Here is a 22,594-nt window from a genome sequence, read left to right as displayed (position 1 = left end):
GTCACCCTGTCGGCACCGCCGACGCCGGTCACCCTGTCGGCACCGCCGACGCCGGTCACCCTGTCGGCACCGCCGACGCCGGTCACCCTGTCGGCACCGCCGACGCCGGTCACCCTGTCGGCACCGCCGACGGCGGTACTAGAGCGCCCGAAGGTATCGCTGGGTCACCAGGCGCTGCGCCAGCGCCGTGACGGGACCGCCCAATCGACTCCACCAGGTACCCGGCCGGGAGAAGGCGCGCACCTCGGCATGGACGGTCCCACCCGTCGGGTCGAAGCGGACGGAGAAGAGCTCCTCGCCAATTTCGGCGTGCCCCTTCAGCGTTCCGTACGCGAAGCCGCGCCGGTCCGGTTCGTCCAGCACGTAGACCACCCGGCACGGCACCCGCACGGGACCGATGCCCACTAGGACCTCAGAATCGACCGCCGCCACCTCCGTGGTGGCCTCGACGCGCAACCCGGCGCCGCGCTGCATGCCCCACCGCATCAGGTCGGCCGCCGCCTCCTCGAAGCGATCCCGGCCCTGACCGATCACCGCCGATGCGGCCAACTGGTGGTAGCCATGTGGTGTGGGGCCTGCCGTCGCACCGATCTCACGGTAGGTCAACGGTAGGGCGGCGAGATCGCTCAACATCATCCATTCACCATGCCAGCCGCGGCGTACCGTCGAACCGTGACCACTGAACCCGTCGCTCATCAAGCTGGAACATTCACTCTCGGTGGAGACCTCACCGTGCACCGACTCGGATTCGGCACGATGCGGCTCACCGGCAAGGGCATCTGGGGCCCGCCCGCCGATCACGACGAGGCCATCCGCGTTCTCCGCCGCGCCGTCGAACTCGGCATCGACTTCTTCGACACGGCGGACTCGTACGGGCCGTTCGTCGCCGAAGAACTGATCCGCGAAGCGCTGCACCCCTACCGGGACGGCATCGTGATCGCCACCAAGGCCGGGCTCCTGCGCACGGGTGAAGACGCGTGGACCCCGCTCGGCTTCCCGGCCTATCTGCGTCAACAGGTCGAGATGAGCCTGCGTCGTCTTGGCACCGACCGCATCGATCTGTTCCAGCTGCATCGCATCGATCCGAAGTTCCCCGCCGAGGACCAGGTCGGTGAGCTCGCGGCGCTGCAGGGGGAAGGCAAGATCCGCCACATCGGGTTGTCCGAGATCAGCGTCGAACAACTCGAAGCCGCTCAGAAGGTGACGCCCATCGCGTCGGTGCAGAACCGGTACAACATGTCGGAGCGCGACGCCGAGCCGCTACTGGAGGCCTGCGAGTCCCAGGGAATCGCCTTCATCCCGTGGGCGCCGCTGGGCTCGGGACCGTTGGTCGCCGAGAACGGTCCGCTGCAGAGCGTCGCCACCGACCACGGTTCCACGCCGTCCGAACTGGCCGTCGCCTGGCTGCTGAGGCGGTCCCCGGTGATGGTGCCGATTCCCGGTACGTCCCGCGTCGCTCATCTCGAAGAGAACGTCGGCGCGGCCCAGATCGTGCTCACCGACGACGAATTCAACGCCGTCAGCGGCACCTGACGGCAGGGTGCGGGTGGCCGTCCGCAACCGGTCAGGCAATACGGTGAGCAGATGCCCAGCGACACCGTCGAGCCGAAGACCGGCGGTGGGTTCAACCCGCCAGAGCCGACCACCCGCGGAGGACCCGACTACGGGCGCTTCGTCGAAGCAGTCCGGACCCTGCAGGATCTGACGCGTGGTGCCGACGCGCCCGACGACGTGATCGCCCGGGCCGCCGACCTCATCGAGGACGTGAACCGCCTGCTCGCGCCCCACGACGCCGACGAGTGGCACTCACCGTCGGGCAGGAGGATGGACCTGCCGAACCGCGGCAACATCATGCAGGTTCCGGTTCGCCTGGTCGTCACCGAGGACGGCCGGCTCGGCGGCACCGCCCGGTTCCGCCGGTTCCACCTTGGCCGCAACGGCGCGGTACACGGGGGAGCGCTGGCGATGCTGTTCGACTCACTGCTCGGGTACACCACCTTCAAGCTGGCCAGGAGTCCCCGTCAGCGCACCGCGTACCTGCATGTGAACTACCGCAAGATTGCACCGATCGAAAGGGAGCTTCGGGTGGACGCCGGAATCGACCGGATCGAGGACCGGAAGATCTTCGTGTCGGGCCGCTTGTTCGACGGTGACGACGTGCTGTGCGAGGCCGAGGCGCTGTTCGTCAAGCTGAACCCGGGTCAGCCGTGAGCGACGAGCGCGAGGACGACCGGTCAGAAGACGAGTCGGGACCGCTGCACGCCCTCAAACGGTGGCGTGAGGGCCTCCAGGACAGGCCCAGGGCCGAGTTCATCTACCGCGTCGTCGTCGCCGTCATCGGCGTGGCCGTGCTCGGCGCTGGCCTCGTCGCGATCCCATATCCCGGCCCAGGCTGGGCCATCGTGTTCCTTGGCCTGGCGATCCTGGCCAGCGAGTTCGAGTGGGCGCGGCGGGCGCTGAAGTACACCCGCGAGCGCTACGACCAGGTGATGGACTGGTTCAAACGACAGGGCCTGTGGGTGCAGATCCTCGGGTTCGTGTTCACGGCGGCGATCGTGGTCGCGACGTTGTGGCTGTTCGGCGCGCTCGGCTGGTTGGCCGGCCTGGTGGGTCTTGAGCAACCCTGGTTGCAGAGCCCCATCGGGCTGGGGTCCGGCTGACGCGGAGGTTGGAGCGGGTCTGAACACCTTGCACCGATAACATGGTCGCGTTCAGGATGCCGATCCCCCTTGACGAGGAGACCCACTGATGACCGCCGCCGCCAGCCTTGCCCCAGCAGCCCCGATCCGGGTCGCTGCCGGGACCACCGCGGGCGCAGCGGTACGTGACGCCGGATTGCCGAGCCGCGGAGCGTCCGATGCCATCGTCGTCGTCCGCGACGCCGACGGACGCCTGCGCGATCTGTCGTGGGTGCCCGCGGCCGACGTCGAGGTGACCCCCGTCGCCGCCGACACCGAGGACGGTCGCAGCGTGATCCGGCACTCGGCGGCCCACGTGCTGGCCCAGGCCGTCCAAGGTCTGTTCCCCGAGGCCAAGTTGGGCATCGGCCCGCCCATCACGGACGGGTTCTACTACGACTTCGAGGTGCCGCGGGCGTTCACCCCCGAGGACCTGGCCGCGCTGGAGAAGCGCATGCGTCAGATCGTCAAGGACGGTCAGCTGTTCGATCGCCGCGTATACGCGTCCAAGGACGAGGCGCGCGAAGATCTGGCCGACGAGCCGTACAAACTCGAGCTCGTCGACGACAAGTCGGGCGACGCGGAAGTGATGGAGGTCGGTGGAGACGAACTGACCGCCTACGACAACCTCAATCCCCGTACGCGCGAACGCATCTGGGGCGACCTGTGCCGGGGTCCGCACATCCCGACCACGCGCTACATCCCCGCCTTCAAGCTGACCCGTAGCTCCGCGGCGTACTGGCGGGGGGATCAGAACAACGCCAGCCTGCAGCGCGTCTACGGCACCGCGTGGGAGTCGCAGGAGGCCCTCGACCGCCACCTGGAACTGCTCGAGGAGGCGCAGCGTCGCGACCACCGAAAGCTCGGCGCCGAACTCGACCTGTTCAGCTTTCCCGACGAAATCGGTTCTGGGCTGGCCGTATTCCACCCCAGGGGCGGCATCATCCGCCGGGAACTCGAGGAGTACTCGCGCCAGAAGCACATCGAGGCAGGCTACGAGTTCGTCAACACCCCACACATCACCAAGGCGCAGCTGTTCCACACCTCGGGGCACCTGGATTGGTACGCCGACGGCATGTTCCCCCCGATGCACGTCGATGAGGAACTCAACGACGACGGCACGGTCCGCAAACCCGGCCAGGACTACTACCTCAAGCCGATGAACTGCCCGATGCACTGCCTGATCTACCGCGCCCGCGGTCGCTCATACCGCGAACTTCCGTTGCGGCTCTTCGAGTTCGGCACCGTCTACCGCCACGAGAAGTCCGGCGTGGTGCACGGCCTCACCCGCGTCCGTGGTCTGACGATGGATGACGCACACATCTTCTGCACGCGCGATCAGATGCGTGCCGAACTGACGTCGCTGCTGCAGTTCGTCATCGGCCTGCTCAAGGACTACGGCCTCGATGACTTCTACCTCGAGCTGTCCACCAAGGATCCGAAGAAGTTCGTCGGGTCCGACGACATCTGGGAAGAGGCGACCAGCACCCTGGCCGAAGTGGCCGCCGCATCGGGTCTGGACTTGGTGCCCGACCCCGGCGGTGCGGCGTTCTACGGTCCGAAGATCTCGGTCCAGGCCCGAGATGCGTTGGGCCGCAGTTGGCAGATGTCCACGATCCAGTTGGACTTCAACGAACCCAAGCTGTTCGGTCTGGAGTACACCGCCGCCGACGGCAGCAGGCAGCAGCCGGTGATGATCCACCGTGCACTGTTCGGGTCGATCGAGCGGTTCTTCGGCATCCTGACCGAGCATTACGCGGGTGCGTTCCCAGCGTGGTTGGCGCCCGTGCAGGTGGTCGGCATCCCGGTGTCCGAGGCGCACGTCGAATACCTCGAAGACGTTGCCGCGCAGTTGAAGGCGCGGGGTGTCCGCGTCGAGGTCGACGACAGCGACGACCGGATGGCGAAGAAGATCGTCACCAACACCAATTTGAAGGTGCCGTTCATGCTGCTCGCCGGTGATCGCGACGTCGAGGCCGGGGCAGTGAGCTTCCGGTTCAACGACCGCACCCAGGTCAACGGCGTCGCGCGCGACGACGCCGTCAACGCCATCGTCGAGTGGATCGCCCGGCGCGACAATGCTTCTCCCACAGCCGAATTGGTCACGGTGTGACAGTGGATCCGGAGAATACGATCACCGACCGCGGGGTCGGTGACCCCGACCACCTCCAGCGGTTGTGGACACCGCACCGGATGAACTACATCGCCGAGGCCAAGGTGCCCGGCGGCGTCGGCTCCGCGTCCTCCTCGGAGCCGTTCAGTGACATTCCGGCGATGTCGGACGAGGACGGGCTGGTGGTTGCGCGCGGCGAGTTGGTCTACGCCGTCCTGAACCTCTACCCGTACAATCCCGGGCATCTGATGGTGGTGCCCTACCGCAGGGTCTCCGAGCTCGAGGATCTCACCGAGGCCGAGAGCGCCGAACTGATGGCGTTCGCGCAGAGGGCAATTCGCGTCATCAAGGCGGTGTCGAGGCCGCACGGCTTCAACGTCGGGTTGAACCTCGGCCACTCCGCGGGCGGCAGCCTGGCCGAGCACCTGCACCTGCACGTCGTGCCGCGGTGGGGCGGGGACGCCAACTTCATCACCATCATCGGTGACTCCAAGGTCATCCCTCAGTTGTTGCGCGACACCCGAGAACTGCTTGCCACGGAGTGGGCTGCCCAGACATGAGCGACCTGTACTTGTTGACCAGGGCGGCCTACGCCAAGCTGAGCCGACCGGTGGCCAGGGTTGCGCTGCGGGTGGGCCTCACCCCGGACAGCATCACGATCGTCGGCACGGCGGGCACCGTCATCGCCGCGCTGACGCTGTTCCCGATCGGGCAGCTCTGGTGGGGCGCCTTCGCGGTGTTCGTGTTCGTCCTCGCCGACATGCTCGACGGCGCGATGGCGCGTGAACGGGGCTTCAGCACGCCGTTCGGCGGCGTCCTGGATGCCACCTGCGACCGCATCGGCGACGGCGCCGTCTTCTGCGGACTGCTGTGGTGGGCGGCGTTCGGCATGCACGACGCCGCCCTGGTGGTCGCCACGATGATCTGCCTTGTCACCTCGCAGGTGATCTCCTACATCAAGGCCAGGGCGGAAGCCAACGGGCTCAAGGGCGACGGCGGCATGATCGAACGCCCGGAGCGCCTGATCATCGTGTTGCTCGGCGCGGGCTTGTCGGGAGTCGGGTTCCTGCACGTGCCGTGGCTGCTGCAGGTCGCGATGTGGGTGCTCGCCGTCCTCAGCCTGATCACGCTCGGACAACGGCTGCACTCGGTCCGCACCTCGCCAGGCGCAGGCGAACCGCTGGACACCAAGACGTCAGGACCGCCCAACGATTCCGCCGAGGAAGCGAGCGAGACGTGAGCACGCCGTCGGCGGGTGTGCCGAGAGTCAGGGGGCTCAAGGTCCCGCTCGGCGGCCAGCTCAGCGACCTCGGCTACGCCGCAGGCTGGCAGGTGGTGCGTGCCATGCCGGAATTCGCCGCCCGCAACGCGTTCGACGCAGGCGCGCGGTATGCATCGCGCAACGGCGGACCCGATCAACTGCGCAAGAACCTCGCCCGGGTCATCGGAGTCGCTCCCGCCAAGGTGCCCGGCAGCCTGATCCGTGCTTCGCTGGCCTCGTACGCACGCTATTGGCGGGAGGCGTTTCGGTTGCCGTCGATGGACCACGCAGTGTTGGCCAGGCGCCTGGACGAGGCGACCGTCGGCGGCGAACACGTGGCCGCGGCATTGGAGGCCAATCGCGGCGTGGTCCTGGCCCTGCCGCACAGCGGCAACTGGGACATGTCCGGGGTGTGGCTGACCAACACGTACGGCAAGTTCGCGACGGTCGCCGAACGGCTCAAGCCCGAGTCCCTGTACAACAGATTCCTGGCCTACCGGGAGAGCCTTGGCTTCGAGGTGTTGCCGCTCACCGGGGGTACGCGGCCACCCTTCGACATCCTGACGGAACGGCTGCGCGCCAACGGTCTGGTGTGCCTGATGTCGGACCGCGACCTGACGAGGTCCGGCATCCGGGTGGATCTGTTCGGCGAGCCCACGATGCTGCCTGCGGGTCCGGCGAAGTTGGCGCTGGCCACCGGCGCGGCGCTGCTGCCCGCGCACTCGCACTACGAACCCGACGTGGCGGTCACCACGATCGGACCTGCACTGGACGTGTCCTCCGGCGACGTCGGCGTCATCACGCAGGCACTGGCCGATCGGTTCACCGCCAGCATCGCCGCCCACCCCGCCGATTGGCACATGCTGCAGCCGCAGTGGATCGCCGATCTGTCCGACGAGCGCCGGGCTCGCATCACTAGCGGCGGGTCACCCTGATGCGCATCGGGATGGTCTGCCCGTACTCCTTCGACGTCCCCGGCGGCGTGCAGGTCCACGTCCTTCAGCTCGCCGAGGTGATGCGCAGCTACGGCCATTACGTCAGCGTGTTGGCACCATCGTCGCCAGCGGCGAAGCTGCCCGACTACGTCGTGTCGGGCGGCAAGGCGGTCCCCATTCCGTACAACGGTTCGGTGGCGCGGCTGCGTTTCGGTCCGGCCACTCACCGCAAGGTCAAGAAGTGGCTGCTCGACGGTGACTTCGACGTCCTTCACCTGCACGAGCCGAACGCCCCGAGCCTGTCGATGTTGGCATTGATGATCGCCACCGGACCGATCGTGGCGACGTTTCACACGTCGACCACGAAGTCGTTGACGCTCAGCGTCTTTCAGGGCATTCTGCGGCCCTGGCACGAGAAGATCGTCGGCCGCATCGCGGTGTCCGATCTGGCGCGGCGGTGGCAGATGGAGGCACTGGGCTCCGATGCGGTCGAGATCCCCAACGGGGTAGACGTCGACGCGTTCGCCTCGGCGGCCAGGCTCGACGGCTACCCACGCGAAGGCAAGACGGTGCTGTTCCTCGGTAGGTACGACGAGCCGCGCAAGGGCATGGCCGTCCTCCTCGGCGCACTGCCCGCACTGGTCGAGGCGTTCCCCGACGTCGAGGTCCTCGTCGTCGGCCGCGGCGACGAGGAGGAACTGCGCGAGGAGGCGGGCGAGCTGGCCAGCCATCTTCGGTTCCTCGGACTCGTCGACGACGCCGAGAAGGCCTCCGCCATGCGTAGCGCCGACGTCTACTGCGCGCCCAACACCGGCGGCGAGAGCTTCGGCATCGTCCTGGTGGAGGCCATGGCAGCCGGGACCGCGGTGGTGGCCAGCGACCTCCACGCGTTCCGTCGTGTGCTCGAGGACGGCGCGGCAGGCAAGCTGGTGCCGATCGACGACTCCGAGGCCCTCGGCGCGGCACTGATCGAGATGCTGTCCGACGACGTGACCCGCGAGCGTTACGTCGCGCAGGCAGCCAAGGCGGTGGGTCGATACGACTGGTCGGTGGTCGCGCAGGAGATCCTCCGGGTGTACGAGACCGTGGCAGGAGCGGGGGCGAAGGTCCAGGTGACGGGCTCTGGCCGGGGCGAAGCGAGAGCGTTGGAGCTTGCTCCCGACGATGAGAACAGGGAGATCAGTTGATCACCTGGATCGTGGTCATCGTGCTCGGCCTGCTGGCCGTGGTCCTGTTGATCGGGGGCGTGTGGGCCTTCCTGACCGCCAACCGGCTGGACCGCCTTCACGTCCGCTACGACCTGTCGTGGCAGGCGCTCGACGGCATCCTGGCCCGTCGCGCCGTGGTGGCACGCTCCGTCGCCACCGACGCCTACGGAGGCACGGCGGCGGGCAGGCACCTGGCAGCGTTGGCGGACGCCGCCGAGCGCGCGCCGCGCCACGCCCGCGAAGCCGCCGAGAACGAGCTGTCCGCGGCGCTGGTCCTCGTCGATCCCGCCACGCTGCCCGTGGCGCTCGTCGCCGAGATGGCCGACGCCGAAGCCAGGGTGCTGCTGGCGCGCCGCTTCCACAACGACGCCGTCCGCGACACCCTCGCATTGCGTGAGCGGCCACTGGTGCGATTGCTCCATCTCGGTGGAACGGCAGCGAAGCCAAGCTATTTCGAGATCGCCGAGCGCGCCACGCAGCGACCGCGCGGCCAGGTTCAGAAGCGCACGTCGGCACGCGTGGTGCTTCTCGACGAGCTGGGTTACGTGCTGCTGTTCTGCGGCTCCGACCCCGCCACTCCGTCCGCCCCGCGCTGGTGGTTCACCGTCGGTGGTGCCGTCGAGCCGGGGGAGACGCTGCCGGAGGCGGCCGTCCGCGAACTGGCCGAGGAGACCGGGCTGCGGGTCAGCAGCGCCGACCTGGTCGGGCCGGTGTGGAAGCGCGAAGCGGTGTTCGACTTCAACGGCTCGGTGATCCGCAGCGAGGAGATGTTCTTCGTCTACCGGACGCTGCGGTTCGAGCCGTCGACGATCGGTTTCACCCCGTTGGAGGAGCGCACCATCCACGGCCACCGCTGGTGCGACGAGGCGACGATAGCCGACCTCGTCGACGGCGGTGAGACCGTCTATCCATTGCAACTCGGCGAGCTGCTCGCCGAGGCCAACGCCATGGCTGCGCCCGGGTCCATCGGGCCGGGTCGGGAGATGCAATCCATCACGTAGGCCAGTTGGAGCTGCGGATCAAACCAATTTGGCCCGGCTACTACACTGAATCGGTACTAAATCGAAGGAGATGACCGTGGAATCCGGTGGGCAGCAGCGCAGCGACCGGGGTATCGGCGGCGCCGACACCTCGCAGACAGGCACCGCGCGCGTCAAGCGTGGCATGGCTGAGATGCTCAAGGGAGGCGTCATCATGGACGTCGTCACCCCGGAGCAGGCGCGTATCGCGGAGGGCGCTGGCGCCGTCGCGGTCATGGCGTTGGAGCGGGTGCCCGCCGACATTCGCGCCCAGGGTGGGGTCTCGCGGATGAGCGACCCGGACATGATCGAGGGCATCATCGAAGCGGTCACCATTCCGGTGATGGCCAAGGCGCGCATCGGTCACTTCGTGGAGGCGCAGATCCTGCAGAGCCTCGGGGTGGACTACGTCGACGAGTCCGAGGTGTTGACGCCCGCCGACTACGCCAATCACATCGACAAGTGGAAGTTCACGGTGCCCTTCGTGTGCGGCGCCACCAACCTCGGCGAGGCCCTCCGACGGCTGACCGAGGGTGCGGCGATGATCCGCTCCAAGGGCGAGGCGGGGACCGGTGACGTGTCCAACGCCACCACCCACATGCGCAAGATCGGCGGTGAGATTCGTCGGCTCGGCTCGTTGTCGGAGGACGAGTTGTTCGTCGCGGCAAAGGAATTGCAGGCTCCGTATGACCTGGTGGTCGAGGTGGCGCGGGCGGGCAAGCTGCCGGTGACGCTGTTCACCGCGGGCGGCATCGCCACCCCGGCCGACGCCGCGATGATGATGCAGCTCGGCGCCGAGGGCGTGTTCGTTGGCTCGGGAATCTTCAAGTCCGGTGACCCGGCGGCCAGGGCGGCGGCCATCGTCAAGGCCACCACCTTCTACGACGACCCCGACGTGCTGGCCAAGGTGTCCCGCGGACTCGGCGAGGCCATGGTCGGCATCAACGTGGAGGACATCGCGCAGCCGCACCGGCTCGCCGAACGCGGTTGGTAGGCGACGGCGACCCAGGCAACCTCGTGTCGATCGAAGAGATCCTCGACCTCGAGCAGCTCGAGGTCAACATGTTCCGTGGCGGGGTGTTCAGCCCCGAATCAGGCTTCCTGCAGCGCACTTTCGGAGGCCACGTCGCCGGCCAGTCACTGGTCTCGGCGGTGCGTACGGTCGACCCTCGCTACCAGGTGCACTCGCTGCACGGCTACTTCCTGCGGCCCGGCGACGCCAGGAACCCGACCGTGTACATCGTCGAGCGACTCCGCGACGGAGGGTCGTTCGCCACCCGTCGGGTCAGCGCGATCCAGCACGGCGAGACCATCTTCTCGATGTCGGCATCGTTTCAGACCGACCAGAGCGGCATCGAACACCAGGACGCGATGCCTGCCGCGCCGCCGCCGGACGACCTGCCCGGCTTCCGGTCCGGCGGGGCGTTCGATGACGCTGGTTTCGCCCAGTTCGCCGAATGGGACGTCCGCATCGTCCCGCGCGATCAGGTCGCGGTTCTGCCAGGCAAGGCATCTCAGCAGCAGGTGTGGTTCAGGCATCGCGATCCGCTCCCCGACGATCCCGTGCTGCACATCTGTGCGCTGGCCTACCTCAGCGACCTCACCCTGCTCGGTTCTGCCCAGGTGAACCACCCCGACGAGCGCAAGCACCTCATGATCGCGTCGTTGGATCACGCGATGTGGTTCATGCGCGCGTTCCGCGCCGACGAGTGGCTGCTGTACGACCAGTCCTCGCCGTCGGCGTGCGGTGGCCGGTCCCTGACCGAGGGCAAGCTCTTCAGCCAGTACGGCGAGATGGTGGCATCGGTGATGCAAGAGGGGCTGACCCGCTACAAGCGCGACTTCACCCCGCCCGCCAAGTGATCGCGCGCGTCGGTGTCCTTGCGCTGCAAGGCGATACTCGCGAACACCTCGCGGCTCTTGCCGAGGCCGGTGCGGAGGCCATCACCGTGCGGCGGCGGGCCGAGCTGGACTCCGTCGATGCCCTGGTGCTTCCCGGCGGGGAGTCGACCGCGATGAGCAAGTTGCTGCGTGAGTTCGAGCTGTTGGAACCGTTGCGGGCTCGCCTCGCCGACGGCATGCCGGCCTACGGTTCCTGCGCGGGGATGATTCTGTTGGCCACCGAGATCGCCGATGCTGGCGTGCCCGGCCGCGAAGCCCTCCCACTCGGCGGCATCGACATGACGGTGCGGCGCAACGCCTTTGGCCGTCAAGTCGACTCCTTCGAGGAGGACGTCGAATTCGAGGGACTCGACGAGCCGATGCACGCGGTGTTCATCCGGGCGCCGTGGGTGGAGCGTGTCGGGCCGTCCGTCGAGGTGCTCGCGCGTGCGGCTGGCCATCCCGTCGCGGTTCGGCAGGGCCGCACGCTGGCGACCGCCTTTCACCCGGAGATGACCGGCGACCGCCGCGTGCATCGCCTATTCGTCGACTCCCTCTGAGCGATTTGGGCGCGAGAACGGTCGGTGAGCGAACGTTTACGCGCCGAAATCGCAAGGGGAACGCGGCCGTCGCACCCAATCCGCAGCACTACGTCGAGGGCGACCTCGGAGGGGACTAACGTCCCCGTAGACTGGTCGATCGGACTTCGTAGCGGAGAAGAAGAGGTAGTACTGCATGAGCGGCCATTCCAAGTGGGCCACCACCAAGCATCAGAAGGCCGTCAAGGACGCGCGCCGCGGCAAGGAGTTCGCCCGGTTGATCAAGAACATCGAGGTCGCCGCGCGGACCGGTGGCGGTGATCCCGGCGGCAACCCGACCCTCTACGACGCCATCCAGAAGGCCAAGAAGACGTCGGTCCCCAACGACAACATCGAGCGCGCCCGCAAGCGCGGCGCCGGCGAAGAGGCGGGCGGCGCCGACTGGCAGCCCATCACCTACGAGGGCTACGGACCCAACGGTGTCGCCGTGCTGATCGAATGCCTGACCGACAACAAGAACCGCGCCGCCAGCGAGGTGCGCATCGCGATGACGCGCAACGGGGGCAACATGGCCGATCCCGGGTCGGTGTCCTACCTGTTCACCCGCAAGGGAATCGTCACGCTGGAGAAGAACGGGCTCACCGAGGACGACGTCCTGACCGCCGTTCTGGAGGCGGGCGCCGAGGACGTCAACGATCTGGGCGACAGCTTCGAGGTCATCTCCGAGCCAACCGATCTGACCGCCGTGCGGACGGCGCTGCAGGATGCGGGCATCGAATACGACTCCGCCGACGCCAGCTTCCAGCCGTCGGTGTCCGTGCCGGTGGACCTCGAAGGGGCCCGCAAGGTGCTCAAGCTGGTCGACGCACTCGAAGACAGCGACGACGTACAGGACGTCTGGACCAACGTCGACATCTCCGACGAGGTCGCCGCGCAGCTCGACGAGGACTAACCGCTGAGCGCGGACACCGCTTCCTCGATCGAGGCGTCGCCGGAGATCAGCTCGAAGGTGACCCCACCGGTCGCGGGCGCATCCAGCAGTGCGACGAGGATCGCCGCCACGTCGGCCCGCGGGATGCTTCCGCTTCCCGTCGACTCGGCGACGCGTACCCGACCCGTCCCGTCCTCGTCGGTCAGGTGGCCCGGGCGCACGATCGTCGTGCTGAGATCGGTGCGGTCGCGAACCGCAGCGTCGGCGGCGGCCTTCGCCTGCAGGTACGCCGTGAAGACCTCGTCCGATCCTTCGGGCGGTGGTCCGTCGGCGCCGATCGCCGACACCATCAGATAACGACCGACTCCGGCGGCCTGGGCGGCGTCGGCCAGCAGAATGGCGGCATCGCGGTCGACGGTGGTCTTGCGGGCCGCGCCACTGCCGGGGCCCGCGCCCGCGGCGAACACCACGGCGTCCGCGCCTGCGAGGGCAGCGGCGACGTCCTCCACCGAGGACTTCTCCATGTCCACGACGACGGCTTCGGCGCCTGCCTGGCGCAGATCGTCGACCTGGTCGGGGTTGCGGATCAAACCCACGACGGTGTCGCCACGGTCGGCGAGCAGCTTCTCAAGGATCAACGCGATCTTGCCGTGGCCCCCGGCGATGACGACGCGCATCAGTGACTTCCTTCCGTAGCGAATACTTGTGAATCATCGGCGAATGCCTTGAACTCCAAGGCGTTTCCCGCCGGATCGAGGAGGAACATGGTCCATTGCTCTCCAGTCCGTCCCTCGAAGCGAAGGTAGGGCTCGACGACGAACTCCGTGCCGTTCGCGCGCAACCGTTCGGCCAGGCGATGGAATTCGGGGACCGACAGCAGCAGTCCGAAGTGCGGCACCGGGACGTCGTGGCCGTCGACGGGATTGTGCACCCGCGCCGACGGGCCCGGTGCCAGGTGCGTGACGAACTGGTGGCCGTGCAGGTTCCAGTCGACCCAGGAGTCGGCGCTACGGCCCTGCTTCAGCCCGAGGACGTCGCCGTAGAAATGGCGGGCGGCGTCGAGGTCGTCGACGGGGACGGCGAGGTGAAACCGGGGGATGGGTGCCGGGATGGGGGAGTCGGGAACGGTCACCCTGCCAAACTATCGCGCTCCGAGGAAGCCGCCGATCTCGCGGGCGGTCTGCGCGCTGACGAGGTCGTCCCCGGGTTCGGAGCGCTCGTCGAACGCGCGGTTCCGGGCATCGGCCTCGGGGCTGCCGGAGAACAGGTTCGAACCCACGCGGGCCGTCGCCCCGCCGCCCTTGCGGGGTGCCGCCGGTTCGTTGTCCGGCTCGGCGGGCTCGATGCGCTGCGTCGGGACGACGCCGCCGGTGCGGGCTACCCAGTCGACCATGCCCTCGCGGACCGCGCACCGGAGGTCGAACAGCGCGCCCGCGTTCGGTGCACTCACGACGATCCGGATGCGCACCACGGCGCCGACGGCGTCGGTCACCTGCAGCACGCCGCGACGGCCGTCCCACTGCTCGCTCTCGGCGAGCAGGCGGTCCAGTTCGGCGCGCATCTCGTGGAAGGGGACGGAGAAGTCGACGTCGAATTCGACGGTTCCCATGATCTCGGTGGCGTTGCGGGTCCAGTTCTCGAACGGAGTCGTCGTGAAGTACGTGCTCGGCAGGACTAGTCGACGCTCGTCCCAGAGTCGGACGACGACGTAGGTCAGGGTGATTTCCTCGATCCGGCCCCACCAGTGGCCCTGTTCGAGCTCGACGACGTCGCCAACGCGGATGGCGCCGTTGAAGGCGATCTGCATCCCGGCGAACACTGCCCCCAGCGAGGTCTGCGCGGCGAGCCCGGCGACCACGGACAGGACGCCTGCCGACGCGAACACCGTCGTACCGATGTCGGAGAACGACGGGAACGTCATCAGGATCGCGGCGGTGCCGAGCAGGACCACCACGGCGACGGCCAGCCTGCGCAGCACCGTCACCTGCGTGCGGACCCGGCGCCACCGCCGGTCGGCATCGGTGATGTCGTCGTCACCACCGCCGAAGCGGGCGATCGCGCGGCGTTCGACGACCTCGACGAAGGTCGCCGCCATCCACGTCAGCGAGGCGATCAGGAGGATGACCAACGCGTGATCCACCCAGCCGCGCCATGCGTCGGTCAGGTCCGACGTCCGCTGGACGGCGACGGTGGCGCCGATGACCATCAGCGTCGCGCGTACCGGCATCCTGGTCAGCGTCGAGATGTCCCTGAGCAGGGCGCTCCGCCTCCCGATCCGCAACAGCGCCTTGTTGACGACCACCCCCAACACGTAGGCCGCGACGACGGCGCCCGAGGCCCAGGCGAGAGTGACGGCAAGGTTGGTTGCGGAGGAGAGTTCGGACTCGTCGGGCATGGAGAAGGGGTCAACTTTCACGGATCGGGGGCAACGGTCTTGGTCCGACGGTAGCGGCGGCCACCTCCGTCGTCACATCGCCTCGACGGCGACATCGCCCGTATTCGTGGGCGGTTTTCACGCCAATCCCGCCCTTCAGCACGCAAGATGTTGCCGTGACAGTGGTCTCCGATCCAAGTGGCATTCAATGGAATCTGAAGCGACGGTGGTGGCCGTTCTGGGACGTCGCCGATCTGCTGGACCTCGGCGACTTCTTCGGCTGGCTGGGTCTGCTCCTGGCCGCACCATTCCTCCTGGTGTGGCCGTTCTGGCTGCTGTCGAAGGCGCTCGGGGCGCGCTGGCGGATCGTGATCGAACGCGACCACGAGGAGGTCGACACCGAACTGGTCCGCGGCTGGCGCAGGTCCACGGCCAGGATCAACGATCTGGCCCTGGAGATCGCGCAGGGGCGGCGATCCGGCCACTTCGTCATCTGACCGAATCCGACCCGGTCCGACACTCGTGGGCGTGTCACCGCCCGAGCCGTCGTCGGCTGCGGTTAAGGTATCGAACAGTTGTTCGGGACTAAGGAGTCTTCAGGTGCGGGTGATGGGTGTCGACCCGGGACTGACGCGCTGCGGTCTGTCGATCATCGAGAGCCGGGGCGGCCGTCAGGTGATCGCGTTGGACGTCGACGTGGTGCGTACACCGTCCGACCTACCGCTACACCGGCGTCTTCTGGTGATCAGCGACACCGTCGAACACTGGATGGACACCCACCTTCCCGACGTGATCGCCATCGAGCGGGTGTTCGCCAACCAGAACGCGAACACCGCGATGGGCACCGCCCAGGCGGGTGGCGTCATCGCGCTCGCCGCGGCCAAGCGGGACATCGACGTGCACTTCCACACGCCAAGCGAAGTGAAGGCCGCCGTCACCGGCAACGGTCGCGCCGACAAGGCCCAGGTCACCGAGATGGTCACCAGAATCCTTGCGCTGCAGACCAAACCGACGCCTGCGGACGCCGCCGACGCCCTCGCCCTCGCCATCTGTCACTGCTGGCGTGCGCCCATGATCGCCCGGATGGCGCAGGCCGAGGCCATGGCGGCCGAGCAGCAGCGCAAGTACCGGGCCAAGCTGAAGGCCGCCAGATGATCGCCTCCGTTCGCGGCGAGGTCATCGACGTCGCCCTCGACCATGCCGTCATCGAAGCCGCCGGCGTCGGCTACAAGGTCATGACCACGCCGACCACGCTGGCTACGCTGCGCCGCGGCAGCGAGGCGCGCCTGATCACCGCGATGATCGTCCGCGAGGATTCGATGACGCTGTACGGCTTCGCCGACCCCGAGGCACGTGACCTGTTCACGACGTTGCTCGGTGTCTCCGGGGTGGGGCCGAAGATCGCGTTGGCGACGCTGGCGGTCTACGACGCCCAGGCGCTGCGTCTGGCGCTGGCCGACGGCGACGTCGCGGCGCTGACCCGGGTGCCCGGCATCGGCAAGCGCGGCGCCGAACGCTTGGTGCTCGAACTGCGCGACAAGATCGGCGCCGTGGCGTCGACGGGTGGCGCGGTGGCCGCCGTCGGTCATGCGGTGCGCATGCCGGTCGTCGAAGCCCTTGTCGGACTTGGGTTTGCGGCCAAGCAGGCCGAGGAGGCCACCGACAAGGTGCTGGCGGGGGATCCCGACGCCACCACGTCCGGCGCGTTGCGTGCGGCCCTGTCGCTGCTGGGGAAGAGTCGCTAGGCGTGGGTCGATTCGACGAAGAGGAACACGAGGACACCAGCGACCGCGAGGTGTCCTCGGCGCTGACGGTGGGCGAGGGGGACGTCGACGCGAGTTTGCGGCCCCGCTCGCTCAAGGAGTTCATCGGCCAGCCGCGCGTGCGCGAGCAGCTGCAACTCGTCCTGGAGGGCGCCAAGAACCGCGGCAGCACACCCGATCACATCCTGCTGTCCGGGCCACCCGGGCTCGGCAAGACGTCTCTCGCGATGATCATCGCAGGCGAACTGGGCACGTCGCTGCGCGTCACCTCCGGGCCTGCGCTGGAACGAGCCGGTGACCTGGCCGCCATGCTGTCCAACCTGGTCGAGGGCGACGTGCTCTTCATCGACGAGATCCACCGCATCGCGCGCCCCGCCGAAGAGATGCTGTACCTCGCAATGGAGGACTTCCGTGTCGACGTCGTGGTCGGCAAGGGGCCCGGGGCCACGTCGATCCCGCTGGAGGTGGCGCCCTTCACGCTCGTCGGTGCCACGACGCGGTCCGGTGCGCTGACCGGACCGCTGCGGGACCGATTCGGGTTCACCGCGCACATGGACTTTTACGAACCCGCCGAACTCGAACGCGTCCTGGCCCGCTCGGGCGGCATCCTGGGAATCGAGGTGGGTACCGACGCAGGTGCTGAGATCGCGCGACGATCCCGTGGCACGCCGCGTATCGCCAACCGGCTTCTGCGTCGAGTCCGCGACTACGCCGAGGTGCGCGCCGACGGGGTGATCACCCGTGACATCGCCAAGGCTGCCCTCGCGGTCTACGACGTCGACGATCTCGGTCTCGACCGACTCGACCGCGCGGTGCTCTCGGCGCTGACGCGGAGCTTCGGAGGCGGCCCGGTCGGGGTGTCGACGCTCGCGGTGGCCGTCGGCGAAGAGGCCTCGACGGTCGAGGAGGTCTGCGAACCCTTCCTGGTGCGCGCGGGCATGATCGCCCGCACCCCGCGTGGTCGCGTGGCCACCCGACAGGCCTGGACTCACCTGGGGATCACCCCGCCCAGCGGGGTGACGGGCGTCGGCCAAGCCGGTCTTTTCGAGTAGTCGACGGCGCGAACCTTGGGCAATGACACGACGACCGGAGGAGTGAAATGATCACTGCTGGAGTGACATTCGCGGCGCTGGCCGCGCTCCTGCACGTGTACATCTGGGTGTTGGAGTCGTTCCTGTGGACCGCGCCTCGGACGAGGGCGACGTTCGGGACCAGCCAAGAGGAAGCCGAGATCACCAAACCGTTGGCGTACAACCAGGGTTTCTACAACCTCTTCTTGGCCGTGGTGACCGGGGTGGGGATCGGCTTGACGATCTCCGGCGGCACCCTGGTGGGCGCTGGTGTGGCGTTGCTCTTCGCGGGCGTCGGCTCCATGCTGGCAGCCGCGATCGTGCTCCTGGCCTCGTCGCCGGACAAGGCCCGGTCGGCCGTCATCCAGGGCGCGTTTCCTCTGGTGGCCGTGGTCCTGCTGGCCATCGGTCTCTTCTCGATGTAGCCGTCGTGCGGCTTGCCGACCACGTGGACGCGGTCACCGCCGGCACGCTTGGCCGTGTACATGGCCCGGTCGGCCGAGTCGACGAGTCGGTCGACCTGGGTGGGAATCTCACGCGACACCATCCGGAAGAACGACCCACTCGCCACGCCGATGCTGGCGGTGACCCGCGATGGCGTCTGAGCGATCTCGCGTCGGATGCGTTCGGCCAACCCGATCGCCTCGTTCCGATCGCCCGACATGGCGACCACGAACTCCTCGCCGCCAACGCGTGCGACGACCGAATCGCCGCGCCGTGACCGACGGAGGATGTCGCCGACCGCGATCAGCGTCTGGTCGCCCGCGGCGTGCCCGGCGGTGTCGTTGATCCGTTTGAAGTCGTCCAGGTCGACCATCACCACCGTCAGGTGCGCGGTGCTGTTGCGGGTCGACTCGGAGGCCAGGACGTGGACCGAGCGGCGGAAGCCGCGGCGATTGGGCAGTTCGGTCAGGGGATCGGTGTCCGACTTGAGCGCGTCGAGGCCCAGGGTGTGGACGAGGACCTGCACGCAGAACGGCACGGCAAGGATGCTGGCGACCATGATCACCAACTTGCTCACGGCGAGTGCCACGTCGCCTTGGGCGATGATTCCGACGGCGCACGTCACCGCCGTCGCCACGGCCATGACCAACGTGAACGTCAGATACCGGCTGGTGTGGAAGAACGCGACGTAGCCTGCCAGAGCCGCGAAGGCGGTGCAGCCGTGAATGCCGGTGCCCGGCCACCGTTCGATCAGGCATGACGTGGCGATGCAGACATTCGCTACGACGACGAACACCGTGGACTGGCTGCGCGTTGGCCACCTCAGCAACCACAGCACCGCCATCACTGCGCAGCAAATCGTAATGGCGACGGCCAGCGCGCGCGTGACCGGTCCGGCCGGGCCTGCTGGCGTGAACATCATCAGCACCGGGACGATGCCGAGCAAGGCGACGATGGCCGCAATCATGTAGCGCGCGAACCGTTGCAGGTCGCGGGCCGCAAGGTACGTGGACAGCCATCTGTAGTGGTCGGGTTGCCGCCACCAGCGGCGAATCCAATCCACTTTGTGTGCGCACCCTTGCCGTCGTGTGCCATGCGTAGGGGATGAATCGGCCGGTGACTCGGCGGTCGGATCCCCCTCGAAAGGGATCGTACAAGAACTGGCAGGGGTTTGCTCGCAGGTTCGAACAGTCGCTCATATGAGCACCGGCAAAGCGCTTCCATGTCCTTCCGGCGCGTTCGCCGGCTCTTGCCGACGATCACGGGGACCAGATGCGCTGACGTCCCGCCGGCAGCCGAGGCGGCTGCGTAGGCGCACGTGGAAGTGGGTACCCCGCCCGCAACTCAGGAGGACGTGATGAACGACGTGGTGACCGGTGAGCGTGTGAACGGCGGACGGATGACCATCCCGCGCAGTCGTGGTGCGGCAAGTGGACTTCTCGTCGCACTGCTCGGTTTGTGGGGCGCTCTCGTCCCGTTCGTGGGACCCGCCTTCGACTTCGCGTACAACCCGGAACAGGGGGCGGCGTGGAGCGCGGCGCGCGGTTGGCTGGAGGTACTGCCCGGAGTCGTCGCCGTCGTCGGTGGCGTGTTGCTGGTGAGGTCGCGCAACCGGGCGACCGCCATGCTGGGCGGCTGGTTGAGCGTGATCGCAGGCGCATGGTTCGTGGTCGGGCGGGTCGCCGCCACCACCTTGACGATCGGGGAGATCGGACGACCGGTCGCGGAGACCGACACGAAGGCGGCGTGGCTCGAGCTGACCTACTTCTACGGTCTCGGTGCCGTCATCGTGTTCCTCGGTGCCATGGCGTTGGGTCGGTTGTCGGTGCGCAGTGCCCGCGACATCACCCATGCCCAGCGGGTGGCCGGTCGGCGCGGTACCCACGACGACGTGGTCGAGTCACCGGCAGGCGCCGTGTACGACCCCGCCACGGGTCCCACGACGTCACCCGTCGACGGCCAGGTGCTGGCGACCGGCGCGGAGAAGCGGCCGCGCCGGAAGTGGCGCAACCCGCTGTCGAGGCGCGACGAGACGCGCACCCCGGCCGCGCGCTAGCGGCGGGCGGGCACAGGCCCGGGCGTCGTTGGTCCCGCGACCGTTTCGGTCTCCGGAGTAGACGAGGTCGTCATGTCAGAGTCGTTCGTCGCGACCAGATTGGGCCGGCTGCACGTGAAGCGCACCGGGACCGGCCCACCAGTCGTGCTGTGGCACAGCCTGTTCATCGACTCGCAGTCGTGGGGCCCGCTGGTCGATCTCCTCGCCGGCGACCGGACGGTGTTCACCGTCGACGGTCCGTCCCACGGCAGAAGCGGCGCCGTGCACCGTGACTTCACCTTCGACGAATGCGGCGCCGCAGCAGCCGAAGTGCTCGACGGGTCGAACCTGGCCGAGCCCGTCGACTGGGTCGGCAACGCATGGGGCGGGCACGTCGGCATCCAACTGGCCGCGCATCGGCCCGTTCGCATCCGCACACTGGCCACGATCGGCACCCCGGTGCACGGACTCAACGCCAGGGAGCGGTGGGTGATGTGCTGGCCGCTGGTCCAGCTCTACCGCATGGCGGGACCAAGCAAGGTACTGATGAAGGCCTTGTCGAAAGCACTCATCGGGCCGCAAGCCCTCGAGGCCCAACCCGATCGGTCGGCCGCCATCATGGCGGCGTTCGCCTCGGCCGATCGCGACGGAATGTTCCACGCCATGCGGTCGATGATGTTGAGGCGACCGGGCATGGAGTCCGACGTCGCGCGGGTGACGGCACCGACGTTGCTGATGGCCGCCAACGACGATGCGATGGGCTGGCAGCCATCGGACGCCGAGAAGGTGGCGGCGACGATGCCCGACGCCCGCGTGACGGGCGTCGCCGGCACCGGGCACGTCTCGCCGCTACTGCTCGACGTCGACGGCATCCTTACGGCGCTTCGGGGGTTTTGGGACGACGTCCCTATCCCGTATAGACCATGACGTGCTTGACGCGGGTGTAGTCCTCGAGCCCGTACATCGACAGGTCCTTGCCATGGCCCGACGACTTGAACCCGCCATGCGGCATCTCGGCAACCAACGGGATGTGGGTGTTGATCCACACGCACCCGAAGTCCAACGCGTTCGACATCCGGATCGCGGTCGACACGTCCTTGGTCCACACCGACGAGGCCAGCGCGAACTCCACGCCGTTGGCCTTCTCCAGCGCGTCGTCCTCCTCGGTGAAGGACTGCACCGTGATGACGGGGCCGAAGACCTCCGTCTGGATCAGCCGGTCGTCTTGGCGCAGACCACCGATGACCGTCGGTGCTACGTAGAAACCCTTGTCGCCCTGGCGATGTCCGCCCGCCGCGACCGTGGCGTGGTCGGGCACGTCGTCGAAGTAGCCGAGCACCCGCTCCAACTGGTTGACGTTGTTGACCGGCGGCACCCAGGCGTCCTCGTCGTCGGCCGCCCTGCCGAACGTCGTCGTCGCGCCGTTGGCCTGCTCGGCCAGCGCGGCGGTCAGTTCGTCGACCACCGAGGCGTGCGCAAGCACCCTGGTGGCCGCCGTGCAGTCCTGGCCGGCGTTGAAGTAGCCCGCCGTGGCGATGCCCTCGGCCGCCGCGGCGATGTCGGCGTCGCCGAACACGATGACCGGTGCCTTCCCGCCCAATTCGAGATGGGTGCGCTTGAGATGGCCACCCGCGCTGACCGCCACCGCGCGGCCCGCCGCCACCGAGCCGGTGATCGAGACCATCGCCGGGGTGGGATGTGCGACGACGGAGGCACCCGTGACCCGGTCGCCGGTCACGACGTTGAGGACACCCGGCGGAAAGTGCTTGGCGGCCAACTCGGCCAGCATCACCGTCGTGACCGGAGTGGTGTCACTCGGCTTGATGACGACGGCGTTGCCCGCGGCGACCGCGGGACAGAACTTCCAGATCGCCATCATCATCGGGTAGTTCCACGGCGCTACCTGACCGACGACGCCGACCGGTTCGCGCCGGATCCACGAGGTGTGGTTCTCCATGTACTCACCGGCCGACTTGCCTTCGAGGATCCTTGCCGCCCCGGCGAAGAAACGGATCTGGTCGACCATCGGCGGAATCTCCTCCGCCAAGGTGACGTGATTGGGCTTGCCGGTGTTGCGGCCCTCGGCGGCCACCAAATCCCCGGCGGCCTTCTCGACCTCGTCGGCGAAGTCGAGGAGGGCCTTCTGGCGGACCGACGGCGTGGCGCGCTTCCAGTCCTTGAATGCCTTGGCGGCGGCGGCGTACGCGTTGTCGACGTCCTGCTCGTTGGACACCGGGGCGGTGCCGTACTGCTCACCGGTGGCGGGGTCGACCAGAGGCATCGTCGCTCCGCCGACCGAGTCCACCAGCTCGCCGCCGATGAAGTTCTTCACGGTCGTCATCG

At 68.0% G+C, this 22,594-nt stretch carries 25 protein-coding genes and 2 pseudogenes; 20 read left to right on the top strand and 7 right to left on the bottom strand.

What is annotated here, in order from left to right; genetic code table 11:
* Both ABW137_RS32950 and ABW137_RS32945 read right to left on the bottom strand, forming a co-directional pair.
* Nucleotides 1-116, bottom strand: a pseudogene (locus ABW137_RS32950) (hypothetical protein); the annotation flags it as partial.
* Nucleotides 117-138: 22 nt separating this feature from the next.
* The gene (locus ABW137_RS32945; protein ID WP_526406652.1) at nucleotides 139-636 is read right to left on the bottom strand and encodes a DUF1990 domain-containing protein; all 498 of its coding nucleotides are present in this window, start codon (nucleotides 634-636) and stop codon (nucleotides 139-141) included.
* Between the two features lie 36 nt (nucleotides 637-672).
* Between ABW137_RS32945 and ABW137_RS32940 the strand changes: the two genes are divergently transcribed.
* From ABW137_RS32940 to ABW137_RS32880, 13 genes are all read left to right on the top strand, one after another.
* Nucleotides 673-1,533, top strand: coding sequence for an aldo/keto reductase (locus ABW137_RS32940; RefSeq protein ID WP_526406650.1), 861 nt, complete (start codon nucleotides 673-675; stop codon nucleotides 1,531-1,533).
* A 51-nt stretch (nucleotides 1,534-1,584) separates the two neighbouring features.
* Nucleotides 1,585-2,211 (top strand): PaaI family thioesterase, encoded by a 627-nt coding sequence (locus ABW137_RS32935; protein WP_526406648.1) that lies wholly within the window; start codon nucleotides 1,585-1,587, stop codon nucleotides 2,209-2,211.
* Complete coding sequence (locus tag ABW137_RS32930; RefSeq protein WP_526406646.1) at nucleotides 2,208-2,660, top strand: TIGR02611 family protein; 453 nt, start codon at nucleotides 2,208-2,210, stop codon at nucleotides 2,658-2,660. The genes ABW137_RS32935 and ABW137_RS32930 overlap by 4 nt, the downstream gene beginning before the upstream one ends.
* Before the next feature lie 88 nt (nucleotides 2,661-2,748).
* The gene (gene thrS / locus ABW137_RS32925) at nucleotides 2,749-4,791 is read left to right on the top strand and encodes a threonine--tRNA ligase (protein WP_526406644.1); all 2,043 of its coding nucleotides are present in this window, start codon (nucleotides 2,749-2,751) and stop codon (nucleotides 4,789-4,791) included.
* The gene (locus ABW137_RS32920; protein WP_526406663.1) at nucleotides 4,776-5,351 is read left to right on the top strand and encodes an ATP adenylyltransferase; all 576 of its coding nucleotides are present in this window, start codon (nucleotides 4,776-4,778) and stop codon (nucleotides 5,349-5,351) included. Before thrS ends, ABW137_RS32920 begins: the two co-directional genes overlap by 16 nt.
* On the top strand, nucleotides 5,348-6,031 hold the full coding sequence (gene pgsA / locus ABW137_RS32915; protein WP_526406642.1) for a phosphatidylinositol phosphate synthase: 684 nt from the start codon (nucleotides 5,348-5,350) through the stop codon (nucleotides 6,029-6,031). The genes ABW137_RS32920 and pgsA overlap by 4 nt, the downstream gene beginning before the upstream one ends.
* Nucleotides 6,028-6,987, top strand: coding sequence for a phosphatidylinositol mannoside acyltransferase (locus ABW137_RS32910; protein ID WP_526406640.1), 960 nt, complete (start codon nucleotides 6,028-6,030; stop codon nucleotides 6,985-6,987). Before pgsA ends, ABW137_RS32910 begins: the two co-directional genes overlap by 4 nt.
* On the top strand, nucleotides 6,987-8,174 hold the full coding sequence (locus ABW137_RS32905; RefSeq protein ID WP_526406638.1) for a glycosyltransferase family 4 protein: 1,188 nt from the start codon (nucleotides 6,987-6,989) through the stop codon (nucleotides 8,172-8,174). The genes ABW137_RS32910 and ABW137_RS32905 overlap by 1 nt, the downstream gene beginning before the upstream one ends.
* Nucleotides 8,174-9,196: an NUDIX hydrolase gene (locus ABW137_RS32900; RefSeq protein WP_526406661.1), complete on the top strand. Its 1,023-nt coding sequence runs from the start codon at nucleotides 8,174-8,176 to the stop codon at nucleotides 9,194-9,196. The genes ABW137_RS32905 and ABW137_RS32900 overlap by 1 nt, the downstream gene beginning before the upstream one ends.
* A 70-nt stretch (nucleotides 9,197-9,266) precedes the next feature.
* On the top strand, nucleotides 9,267-10,208 hold the full coding sequence (pdxS, locus tag ABW137_RS32895) for a pyridoxal 5'-phosphate synthase lyase subunit PdxS (protein ID WP_526406636.1): 942 nt from the start codon (nucleotides 9,267-9,269) through the stop codon (nucleotides 10,206-10,208).
* Nucleotides 10,209-10,231: 23 nt separating this feature from the next.
* On the top strand, nucleotides 10,232-11,077 hold the full coding sequence (tesB, locus tag ABW137_RS32890) for an acyl-CoA thioesterase II (RefSeq protein WP_526406634.1): 846 nt from the start codon (nucleotides 10,232-10,234) through the stop codon (nucleotides 11,075-11,077).
* Nucleotides 11,074-11,655, top strand: coding sequence for a pyridoxal 5'-phosphate synthase glutaminase subunit PdxT (gene pdxT, locus ABW137_RS32885; RefSeq protein ID WP_526406632.1), 582 nt, complete (start codon nucleotides 11,074-11,076; stop codon nucleotides 11,653-11,655). Before tesB ends, pdxT begins: the two co-directional genes overlap by 4 nt.
* A gap of 175 nt (nucleotides 11,656-11,830) precedes the next feature.
* A complete protein-coding gene (locus ABW137_RS32880) occupies nucleotides 11,831-12,586 on the top strand; it encodes a YebC/PmpR family DNA-binding transcriptional regulator (protein WP_526406630.1) in 756 nt (251 codons plus the stop codon).
* Here ABW137_RS32880 and ABW137_RS32875 read toward each other — a convergent pair.
* Genes ABW137_RS32875 through ABW137_RS32865 form a run of 3 tightly spaced genes read right to left on the bottom strand, consistent with a single transcriptional unit; the run spans nucleotide 12,583 to nucleotide 14,960 of the window.
* Nucleotides 12,583-13,242, bottom strand: a complete 660-nt coding sequence (locus ABW137_RS32875; RefSeq protein ID WP_526406628.1) for an NAD(P)H-binding protein — start codon at nucleotides 13,240-13,242, stop codon at nucleotides 12,583-12,585. The two genes, ABW137_RS32880 and ABW137_RS32875, sit on opposite strands and share 4 nt — an antisense overlap.
* Nucleotides 13,242-13,697: a VOC family protein gene (locus ABW137_RS32870; RefSeq protein WP_526406626.1), complete on the bottom strand. Its 456-nt coding sequence runs from the start codon at nucleotides 13,695-13,697 to the stop codon at nucleotides 13,242-13,244. Before ABW137_RS32870 ends, ABW137_RS32875 begins: the two co-directional genes overlap by 1 nt.
* 9 nt (nucleotides 13,698-13,706) lie before the next feature.
* The gene (locus ABW137_RS32865; protein ID WP_526406659.1) at nucleotides 13,707-14,960 is read right to left on the bottom strand and encodes a mechanosensitive ion channel family protein; all 1,254 of its coding nucleotides are present in this window, start codon (nucleotides 14,958-14,960) and stop codon (nucleotides 13,707-13,709) included.
* 155 nt (nucleotides 14,961-15,115) lie between these two features.
* Between ABW137_RS32865 and ABW137_RS32860 the strand changes: the two genes are divergently transcribed.
* From ABW137_RS32860 to ABW137_RS32840, 5 genes are all read left to right on the top strand, one after another.
* Entirely contained in the window at nucleotides 15,116-15,436 is a 321-nt protein-coding gene (locus tag ABW137_RS32860) for a hypothetical protein (RefSeq protein WP_526406624.1), read from the top strand.
* Between the two features lie 103 nt (nucleotides 15,437-15,539).
* Entirely contained in the window at nucleotides 15,540-16,094 is a 555-nt protein-coding gene (gene ruvC, locus ABW137_RS32855) for a crossover junction endodeoxyribonuclease RuvC (RefSeq protein WP_526406622.1), read from the top strand.
* The gene (gene ruvA / locus ABW137_RS32850) at nucleotides 16,091-16,684 is read left to right on the top strand and encodes a Holliday junction branch migration protein RuvA (RefSeq protein ID WP_526406620.1); all 594 of its coding nucleotides are present in this window, start codon (nucleotides 16,091-16,093) and stop codon (nucleotides 16,682-16,684) included. Before ruvC ends, ruvA begins: the two co-directional genes overlap by 4 nt.
* A gap of 2 nt (nucleotides 16,685-16,686) precedes the next feature.
* On the top strand, nucleotides 16,687-17,754 hold the full coding sequence (gene ruvB, locus ABW137_RS32845; RefSeq protein WP_526406618.1) for a Holliday junction branch migration DNA helicase RuvB: 1,068 nt from the start codon (nucleotides 16,687-16,689) through the stop codon (nucleotides 17,752-17,754).
* A 47-nt stretch (nucleotides 17,755-17,801) separates the two neighbouring features.
* Nucleotides 17,802-18,197 carry a DUF1304 domain-containing protein gene (locus ABW137_RS32840; protein WP_526406616.1) on the top strand — a complete coding sequence of 132 codons (396 nt, stop codon included), beginning with the start codon at nucleotides 17,802-17,804 and terminating at the stop codon, nucleotides 18,195-18,197.
* A gap of 32 nt (nucleotides 18,198-18,229) precedes the next feature.
* Here ABW137_RS32840 and ABW137_RS32835 read toward each other — a convergent pair.
* Nucleotides 18,230-18,775: pseudogene (locus ABW137_RS32835) on the bottom strand (GGDEF domain-containing protein); the annotation flags it as partial.
* 798 nt (nucleotides 18,776-19,573) lie between these two features.
* On the opposite strand from ABW137_RS32835, the gene ABW137_RS32830 reads away from it, so the two are divergent.
* Nucleotides 19,574-20,272 (top strand): hypothetical protein, encoded by a 699-nt coding sequence (locus tag ABW137_RS32830; RefSeq protein ID WP_526406614.1) that lies wholly within the window; start codon nucleotides 19,574-19,576, stop codon nucleotides 20,270-20,272.
* Between the two features lie 72 nt (nucleotides 20,273-20,344).
* On the top strand, nucleotides 20,345-21,178 hold the full coding sequence (locus tag ABW137_RS32825; protein ID WP_526406612.1) for an alpha/beta fold hydrolase: 834 nt from the start codon (nucleotides 20,345-20,347) through the stop codon (nucleotides 21,176-21,178).
* Here the strand turns inward: ABW137_RS32825 and ABW137_RS32820 are convergent.
* Nucleotides 21,159-22,592 (bottom strand): aminobutyraldehyde dehydrogenase, encoded by a 1,434-nt coding sequence (locus ABW137_RS32820; protein ID WP_526406610.1) that lies wholly within the window; start codon nucleotides 22,590-22,592, stop codon nucleotides 21,159-21,161. The genes ABW137_RS32825 and ABW137_RS32820 overlap by 20 nt on opposite strands.
* Nucleotides 22,593-22,594: the final 2 nt, after the last annotated feature.

This window comes from Mycobacterium sp. (genome assembly GCF_040509115.1).
Taxonomy (GTDB): Bacteria; Actinomycetota; Actinomycetes; order Mycobacteriales; family Mycobacteriaceae; genus Mycobacterium.
This window is presented reverse-complemented; position numbering and strand designations above follow the sequence as displayed.